This is a genomic window from Streptomyces sp. 8K308 (assembly GCF_004348315.1).
Lineage (GTDB): Bacteria > Actinomycetota > Actinomycetes > Streptomycetales > Streptomycetaceae > Streptomyces.
The window spans coordinates 1-7,698 of the sequence record NZ_SMKC01000327.1 but is presented as its reverse complement, the minus strand read 5'-3'; the positions used below and the strand labels follow the sequence as shown (position 1 = coordinate 7,698).

The following is a 7,698-nucleotide window of genomic DNA, read 5'->3' as shown; positions in this document are numbered from 1 at the left end:
GGCCGATGCCCAGGATCACCGACACCGGGCCCGTCCCGCAGGTGCCGTCCGCCGGCTCGCCCCGGCCGCCGGCCCCCGAGCCCGAGCCGGTCGACGAGCCCGAGCCGCCCGCGCCCAAGCCCGCCGCGCCGGCCAGGCGCAAGGGTCGCTCCAAGGTGAGGCTGCTGGTCATCGGGGTGGTCGGCATCGCCGTCGTCGCCTATGGCGTCGGCCTCTTCATGAGCCCGCAGGACGTGCCGCGCGGCACCACCGTGCTCGGCATCGACATCGGCGGCCTCAGCTCCCAGGAGGCGCAGGCCAGGCTCACCAGCCAGCTGGAGGCGGCCAACGAGACCCCGCTCACGCTGCTCGTCGGCGAGCAGGAGATCGAGCTCAGGCCGAGCGTCGCCGGCCTCGCGGTGGACCCCGAGGGCACCGTGCGGGCCGTCTCCGGCCAGGACTACAGCCCCGTGGCGGTCTTCGGCTCGCTGATCGGCGCCGAGCGTGCGGAGAACGCCGTGTTCGCCATCGACCGGGAGAAGCTGACCGTGGCGCTCGAGGGCATCGCCTCCGAGTCCGGCGGCACCGGCCCCGTCGAGGGCACCGTGGTCTTCGAGAACGGCGAGGCCATCGGCCGCGCCGGCCAGCCGGGCAACGCCATCGACGTGCAGACCGCCGCGGACGCCGTCGAGGCCGCCTTCCGCGAGCGGGCCGCCACCGGCCGCAATCCGGTCGTCGAACTGCCCGTCAGCCCCCAGGAGCCCACGGTCCGCGAGGAGCAGATCCAGCAGGCGCTCGCCGAGTTCGGCGAGCCGGCGATGTCGGGCTGGGTCTGGCTGATCGCGGGCAACGCGGACCCGCTCCCCATGAGCCCCGCGACGATCGACGACTTCCTCTCCATGCAGCCGGGCGAGTCGGGCGCTCTCCAGCCCGTGATCGACACCGAGGCGCTGGCCGAGATCTACGGGAGGAACTTCGACGGCGTCATGATCGACGCCGGCGCCGGCCCGGTGCCGATGACCGCCGAGCACGCCGCGGCGGCGCTGATCCCGGCGCTGCGCGAGACGGCCACGGTGGACGACGGCCCCGGTCGCCGCGAGGCGGTCGTGGAGGGCGCGGTCGGCCCCTGACCCGGCCGGGCCTATGCCCGGTCCGGCGCCGTCCGGTAGTGGTAGTGGTGGTGGTCGGCGAAGCCCAACGCGTCGTACAGCCTGCGCGCCGGCGCGTTGTCCACCTCCACCTGGAGATAGGCGGCGCTCGCGCCCTCCGCGAGCGCCGCGCGGGCCAGCTCGCGCATCAACGCCGTGGCCAGTCCGGCCCGCCGGTGGGCCGGGTCGACGCGGATCGCGGCGAAGCCCGCCCAACGCCCGTCGACCACGCAGCGTCCCACCCCGGCGACCCGGCCGTCGGCCGCCCTGGCCACCCCGAAGAGCGGCCGCTGGCCGCCGGCCAGCACCGACCTGGCCGCCTCCGGCGCCTCCGCCGCGCGCGGGGAGCCGGCCAGCCAGTCGTCGGTCAGCTCCCGGTCCACCGTCACCCGGTCGTCCGGGGCCGCGTCGGCCAGCGGGGCGAGTGCCGCCACCCGCATCGTCGAGTGGCCGCCGGCCGCCCAGCCGAGCTCCTCGAACTCCGACGCGAGCAGCTCGCCCGAGCCGTCCGCACCCGTGGTGACCTGCAAGGCGAGCGGCAGCCCCCGGGCCGCGTACCAGGCGCCGAGCCGGTCCAGATCCGGCCGGGAACCGCCCAGTGGCACGGCCGAGTTGGCCCGCCGCGTCCAGCCGCCGCAGGCCCGGGCCAGCCAGCCGCCGACCTCCTCGACATCCGGCCCCGACCAGCCGCGCGCGGCCACCAGCGTGAGCTCCCGGGCGCTCGCCGCCGGCACCCCGCGCCGCCGCGCCGGGGTTGGCGGCACCACCTTGCCGGCCACCAGGTCGGCCTCGGCGAGCCGCACCACCCGGCCGTCCCGCCTCGCCACACTCAGTACGCCACCGGTCCACGAGGTGAGCACGCCCACGGTGTCCGTGAACCGCGCGGACTGCTCCCGCGCGCCGGTCAACGTCCGCACCGACACGCGTTTTCCCACGTCAGCACGGGTAATCCGGACAACGAGGTGTCCGCTCGTGGTGAACTCCACCGTCAAGCCAGCCCCCTGAAGGTCACGCTGTCGTTCTGACCGGAGATACTAGGGCTGAGCACCGACGACGCCGCGCTCCCGCGCGCCATCAGGCGGACCGCCGCCCCCTACCGAGGAGGACTGACAGCGTGACCTACGTCATCGCGGAGCCTTGTGTCGACCTGAAGGACAAGGCATGTATCGAGGAATGCCCTGTCGACTGCATCTACGAGGGGGAGCGCGCCCTCTACATCCACCCTGACGAGTGCGTCGACTGCGGTGCTTGCGAGCCGGTCTGCCCGGTTGAGGCCATCTTCTACGAGGACGACGTCCCCGAGGAGTGGAAGGACTACTACAAGGCCAACGTCGAGTTCTTCGACGAGCTCGGTTCCCCCGGTGGGGCCAGCAAGCTCGGCCTGATCGAGCGTGACCACCCGCTGGTCGCCGCGCTGCCGCCGCAGCAGCACGACGAGTGACCCTTCGAACCCTTGTCGTGAGTCACCGGTCCCGTGCGGCGTCGGCCGCGCGGGACTCGCCCATTCCCGGGGGCCGGCCGCTCCGGCGGCCGGCCCGCAGCGACAGAGAGTGAGCCACCCCGTGTCGTCGTCCCGCGTCTCCGCCCGCCTCCCGGTCTTCCCCTGGGACCGGCTCGAACCGTACCGGGCCACGGCGGCCGCGCACGGCGGCGGCATCGTCGACCTGTCCGTCGGCACCCCGGTCGACCCGGTGCCCGAGCTGATCAGGCAGGCACTCGCCGGCGCCGCCGACAGCCCCGGCTACCCGACCGTCTGGGGCACCGCCGCGCTGCGCGAGGCGATCCTGGGCTGGCTGACGCGGCGCACCGCGGCGGCCGGCCTCGACCACCACAACGTGCTGCCGGTGATCGGCTCCAAGGAGCTGGTGGCCGCGCTCCCCGCCCAACTGGGGCTCGGCCCCGGCGACCGGGTCGCCTACCCGGAGCCGGCCTACCCGACCTACGAGGTCGGCGCCCGCCTCGCGCGCGCCGAGCCCGTGCCCTACCAGGGCGACCCGACCGGGCTCGACCCCACGGGGCTGCGGTTGCTCTGGCTCAACTCGCCGGGCAACCCGACGGGTCGGGTGCTGTCCGCCGAGCGGCTGCGGGCCATCGTGGCCTGGGCGCGCGAGCACGGGGTGCTGCTCTTCAGCGACGAGTGCTACCTGGAGCTCGGCTGGGAGAGCGACCCGGTCTCCGTGCTCCACCCGGACGTGTGCGGCGGCGACAGCACCGGCATCGTGGCCGTCCACTCGCTCTCCAAGCGGTCCAACCTGGCCGGCTACCGCGCCGCGTTCCTGGCCGGCGACCGGTCCGTACTCGGCGAGCTGCTCGGCATCAGGAAGCACGCCGGGATGATGCTGCCCGCGCCGGTCCAGGCGGCGATGGTGGCCGCCCTCGGCGACGACGAGCACGTCGCCGAGCAGCGGGCCAGGTACGCGGCCAGGCGCGCCGCGCTGCGGGACGCGCTCACCGGCCGGGGCTTCCGCGTCGAGCACAGCGAGGCCTCGCTCTACCTCTGGGCCACGCGGGACGAGCCGTGCTGGGACACGGTCGCCGAGCTGAGCAAGGAGGGCATCCTGGTCGCGCCCGGTGAGTTCTACGGGGCGGCGGGGGAGCGGTTCGTGCGGGTGGCGTTCACCGCCACCGACGAGCGGGTCGCCGAGGCGGTGCGCCGGCTGTCCTAGGGCCTGTCTTTCGGGTCTTCGTCGATCAGCGAGCGGCGGATAGCTCCCCCAGCTGACGCTGCGAGGTGCCCATTCGCTGGCAAGGCGCCCCACGCGGCGGAGCCGCACATCGACAGCAGCGCAGCTCGTACGTGGTCGTACTCGCGTGCGGTGTCCATATGCCGCTCCGCGGCGTGAGGCAACGCAGCCAGCCGGGATGCCAGGCGTCGCGAGCCCGCGAAGATCCGGAAGACAGGCCCTGGCCCTCGTCCGGCCGCGTGGTCTCAGAGCAGCGAGATGTCGTTCATCCTGTCGTCGACGGTGGGCACGCCGTCGAGGATCTCCTGGGTCGTCGGCGGCTCGCCGGTCACCGTCAGGGCGGCCTCCTGGAGCAGCGGGCCCGCGTCCTGGGCGGCGCTCACGGCCAGGTCGTGGACCACCGGCATCACCATGGGCATCGCCGCCTCGACCACCGGTCCCGCGAGCTCCTCCAGCACCGGCGTCGCCGCCCCGTCCAGCGTCTCGGCCGCTTCGTTGACGCTCTGCTCGTCGAGCGAGAGCAGCTGGGGCGCGTCCAGACCGTTCACGTTGGGGTCGAGCAGCGGCCCAGCCGCGCTGGCCTGGCCGGCCGCGGCGACGACGGGTGCGGCGCTCGCCGCCAGCAGCAGCGCCGCCTTGGCCACGCGGTTCCTGAGGGGGTTCGACATGAGGCTCCTTCACCCTGAGTAAAGCCCTGTGAATGATGCCGTTACGGCGCTGTGCCTATCGGTCCCGGGCGGGTGGAGGTTGCGGTTCCCGATGGTAAAGGATTGGTAATGCGTCGCATTATCGGCTGGTGAATTGCCGAACCGCCGTTTGCGGCAAGGGATGTGCGGGACGCGCTCGACGTAACGCCGTTCCTGCTCCCGGCGTTACTTCTGTCGGCGTTACTCGGTCGTGAGCCCGAGTCGCAGTTCCGCGCCGGAATCCGCCGCGTTCCCGCCGCCCTCGGCGCCCGCCTCCCGCCAGCCGTCCCGGGACCGCGCCGCCTCCCACACCCGGTCGCCGAAGGTGATCCGCTCGATGCCGAGCTCCGCCGAATGGGCCAGCGACCAGTGCGCCAACTCCCAGCCCCGACCGGTCTCCTCCGAGGCAGGCACCGCCACCGTCAGCAGCGCGCCCTCGCCGACCGTCTCGACGTCCTCGCCGAACTCGCGCACCAGCGACTCGCGCACCGCCTCCGGGCTGCCGGCTACCCGCTCCTCGGCGGCCGAGTCCACGGTGCAGTTGAGCGCCGCCGCCGCCCGGCCGGTCAGCGCCGCGGCCAGCAGCGAAGCGTTCGGCTCGTGCTTCGCGTACTCGTCGGGGAAGGCGCTGCGCTGCACCTCCTGCGCCGCCTCGGTGAGCGGCATCGTCTCGTACTCCGGGATCTCGACCAGACGCGCGTAGAACGCGCCCGCCGCGTACACCGGGTCAAGCACCTCGGCCTCGGTGCCCCAGCCCTGCGACGGACGCTGCTGGAAGAGGCCGAGCGAGTCCCGGTCCCCGAAGTCGATGTTGCGCAGCTCCGACTCCTGCATCGCCGTGGCGAGGGCTATCGTCACCGCGCGCTCCGGCAGCCCGCGCGCCGAGGCCACCGCGGCGATGGTCGCCGCGTTGGCCGCCTGCCGCGGGTCCATCGTGTAGGACTCGCCGCCCTCGCCCGTCACCACGCAGTGCGGCGGACCCTGCTGATCCGCGGCGTGGTGCACGAGCACGTAGGTGCCGAGCCCCACCAGGACCACGGCGGCGGACACGCCGCGGGCGACGCGGCGACCGCGCTTGACGCTCGTCCTTTCTGGCACCCGAAGAGACTAGCCGGTCCGGGTACCGTGACCCCATGGAACCGCCCCCTCAGGACCTCGACCTGGACCTCGACCTGGACGCCGCCGCGTTGACCGCGCGACTCGTCGACATCCCGTCCGTCAGCGGCACCGAGCGGCCGCTCGCCGACGCGGTGGAGGCCGCGCTGCGCCGGCTCCCCTGGCTGCGCGTCGACAGGTACGGCAACAACGTGGTGGCGCGCACCGACCTTGACCACCCGGAGCGGGTCGTGCTCGCCGGGCACATCGACACCGTGCCCATCGCCGACAACGTGCCGTCCCGCCTCGACGACGACGGTGTGCTGTGGGGCTGCGGCACCAGCGACATGAAGTCCGGCGTGGCCGTGCAACTGCGGATCGCGGCCACCGTGCCGCGCCCCAACCGCGACCTCACCTTCGTCTTCTACGACAACGAGGAGGTCGAGGCCGAGCGGAACGGGCTGCGCCACCTGGCCGCCGAGCGGCCCGACTGGCTGGCCGGCGACTTCGCGGTGCTGCTCGAACCGTCACTCGGCGAGGTGGAGGGCGGCTGCCAGGGCACCCTGCGGATGCTGCTGCGGCTGCCGGGCCAGCGCGCGCACTCGGCGCGCTCCTGGATGGGCACCAACGCGATCCACGCCGCCGCCCCGGTGCTCGCCAGGCTCGCCGCCTACACGCCGCGCCGGCCCGTCATCGACGGCCTCGAGTACCACGAGGGGTTGAACGCCGTCCGCGTCGAGGGCGGCGTCGCCGGCAACGTGATCCCCGACGAGTGCGTGGTCGCGGTCAACTACCGGTACGCCCCCGACCTCGACGAGCGGGCGGCGATCGCGCACGTCGAGGAGGTCTTCGCGGACTGCGGCGTCGCGGAGTTCGTGGTCGAGGACCACTCGCCGGGAGCGCTGCCCGGCCTCTCGCACCCGGCGGCCAAGGCGTTCATCGCGGCGGTGGGCGGCGAACCGCGACCCAAGTTCGGCTGGACGGACGTCTCTCGTTTCAGTGCACTTGGTGTTCCCGCGGTCAACTATGGCCCAGGCGATCCCAACCTGGCCCACAAGCGGGACGAGCGGGTGCCGGCCCGGATGATCCTGCGCTGCGAGGAGCGGCTGCGCGCGTGGCTGACCGAGGGCGTGGGAGAGAGGAAGGAGTCGGAGTGACTGAGGTGACGGACGAGGAAGGCCCGAGCCGGGAGCAGCGCCTCGGCCCCGTGGTGCGGCGGCGCCACCAGGTGATGCCGGGCACGGCCGATCAGCGGCTGCTCGACACCAGAGGGCCGTCCGACTGGGTGCACCAGGACCCGTGGCGGGTGCTGCGGATCCAGTCCGAGTTCGTCGAGGGCTTCGGCGCGCTGGCCGAACTCGGCCCCGCCGTCAGCGTCTTCGGCTCCGCCCGCACGCCGGTGGGCTCGCCCGAGTACGAGATCGGCCGCCGCATCGGGCGTGGCCTCGCGGAGGCCGGCTTCGCGGTGATCACCGGCGGCGGCCCCGGCGCGATGGAGGCCGCCAACCGCGGCGCGAGCGAGTCGGGCGGCGTCTCGGTGGGCCTCGGCATCGAGCTGCCCTTCGAACAGGGGCTCAACGAGTTCGTCGACATCGGGGTCAACTTCCGCTACTTCTTCGTCCGCAAGACGATGTTCGTGAAGTACGCCCAGGGCTTCCTGGTCCTCCCCGGCGGCCTCGGCACGCTGGACGAGCTCTTCGAGGCGCTGACCCTGGTCCAGACGCGCAAGGTGACGCGCTTCCCGATCGTCCTCTTCGGCACGGAGTACTGGCAGGGCCTGGTCGACTGGCTCCGGGGCACGGTCATCGCCCGGGGCAAGGCGTCCTTCAAGGACGGCGAGCTCTTCCAACTGACGGACGACGTGGACGAGGCGATCTCCCTGGTCACCAAACCGTAACCGCCTGCCGGGCCGGCCTGCCGGCCTCCCGGTCCGAAGGACCCGCACCCCCACCGCCCTGCGCCCCCGTTTCGCGCGAGGCGAAGCCGGCGCGCGGCGGACCGCCAACCGCCCGTGCGAAGCCCGGAAAGGGCGGATAGGTGGGGGAAATCCCCGCGGAGCGCAGGCCGCGCGCCGCACCCGCCATCCCGCGCTCCGCGCGGAAAGGG

At 73.6% G+C, this 7,698-nt stretch carries 7 protein-coding genes and 1 pseudogene; 5 read left to right on the top strand and 3 right to left on the bottom strand.

Annotated features, from left to right (window positions below):
• A pseudogene (locus E1265_RS37415) lies at positions 1-1,109 on the top strand (hypothetical protein); the annotation flags it as partial.
• An 11-nt stretch (positions 1,110-1,120) separates the two neighbouring features.
• On the opposite strand, the gene E1265_RS29975 reads toward E1265_RS37415, so the two are convergent.
• Positions 1,121-2,113, bottom strand: coding sequence for a GNAT family N-acetyltransferase (locus E1265_RS29975; protein ID WP_132934127.1), 993 nt, complete (start codon positions 2,111-2,113; stop codon positions 1,121-1,123).
• Positions 2,114-2,241: 128 nt separating this feature from the next.
• On the opposite strand from E1265_RS29975, the gene fdxA reads away from it, so the two are divergent.
• Positions 2,242-2,568 (top strand): ferredoxin, encoded by a 327-nt coding sequence (gene fdxA, locus E1265_RS29970; protein WP_132934125.1) that lies wholly within the window; start codon positions 2,242-2,244, stop codon positions 2,566-2,568.
• A 121-nt stretch (positions 2,569-2,689) separates the two neighbouring features.
• Positions 2,690-3,793: a succinyldiaminopimelate transaminase gene (gene dapC / locus E1265_RS29965; RefSeq protein WP_132934124.1), complete on the top strand. Its 1,104-nt coding sequence runs from the start codon at positions 2,690-2,692 to the stop codon at positions 3,791-3,793.
• A gap of 263 nt (positions 3,794-4,056) precedes the next feature.
• Here the strand turns inward: dapC and E1265_RS39825 are convergent, their stop codons facing one another.
• Positions 4,057-4,479: an ATP-binding protein gene (locus E1265_RS39825; protein WP_243741211.1), complete on the bottom strand. Its 423-nt coding sequence runs from the start codon at positions 4,477-4,479 to the stop codon at positions 4,057-4,059.
• A gap of 219 nt (positions 4,480-4,698) precedes the next feature.
• On the bottom strand, positions 4,699-5,595 hold the full coding sequence (locus tag E1265_RS29955) for a hypothetical protein (RefSeq protein WP_132934123.1): 897 nt from the start codon (positions 5,593-5,595) through the stop codon (positions 4,699-4,701).
• 35 nt (positions 5,596-5,630) lie between these two features.
• Here E1265_RS29955 and dapE point away from each other — a divergent pair, with 35 nt between their 5' ends.
• Positions 5,631-6,749, top strand: coding sequence for a succinyl-diaminopimelate desuccinylase (gene dapE, locus E1265_RS29950; protein ID WP_132934122.1), 1,119 nt, complete (start codon positions 5,631-5,633; stop codon positions 6,747-6,749).
• Between the two features lie 5 nt (positions 6,750-6,754).
• A complete protein-coding gene (locus E1265_RS29945) occupies positions 6,755-7,489 on the top strand; it encodes a TIGR00730 family Rossman fold protein (protein ID WP_243741212.1) in 735 nt (244 codons plus the stop codon).
• Positions 7,490-7,698: the final 209 nt, after the last annotated feature.

Bases quoted from the DNA above. Each gene is read 5' to 3' on its own strand.
- dapE (WP_132934122.1), top strand. From the start codon at position 5,631: ATGGAACCGCCCCCTCAGGACCTCGACCTGGACCTCGACCTGGACGCC.
- E1265_RS39825 (WP_243741211.1), bottom strand. From the start codon at position 4,479: ATGTCGAACCCCCTCAGGAACCGCGTGGCCAAGGCGGCGCTGCTGCTG.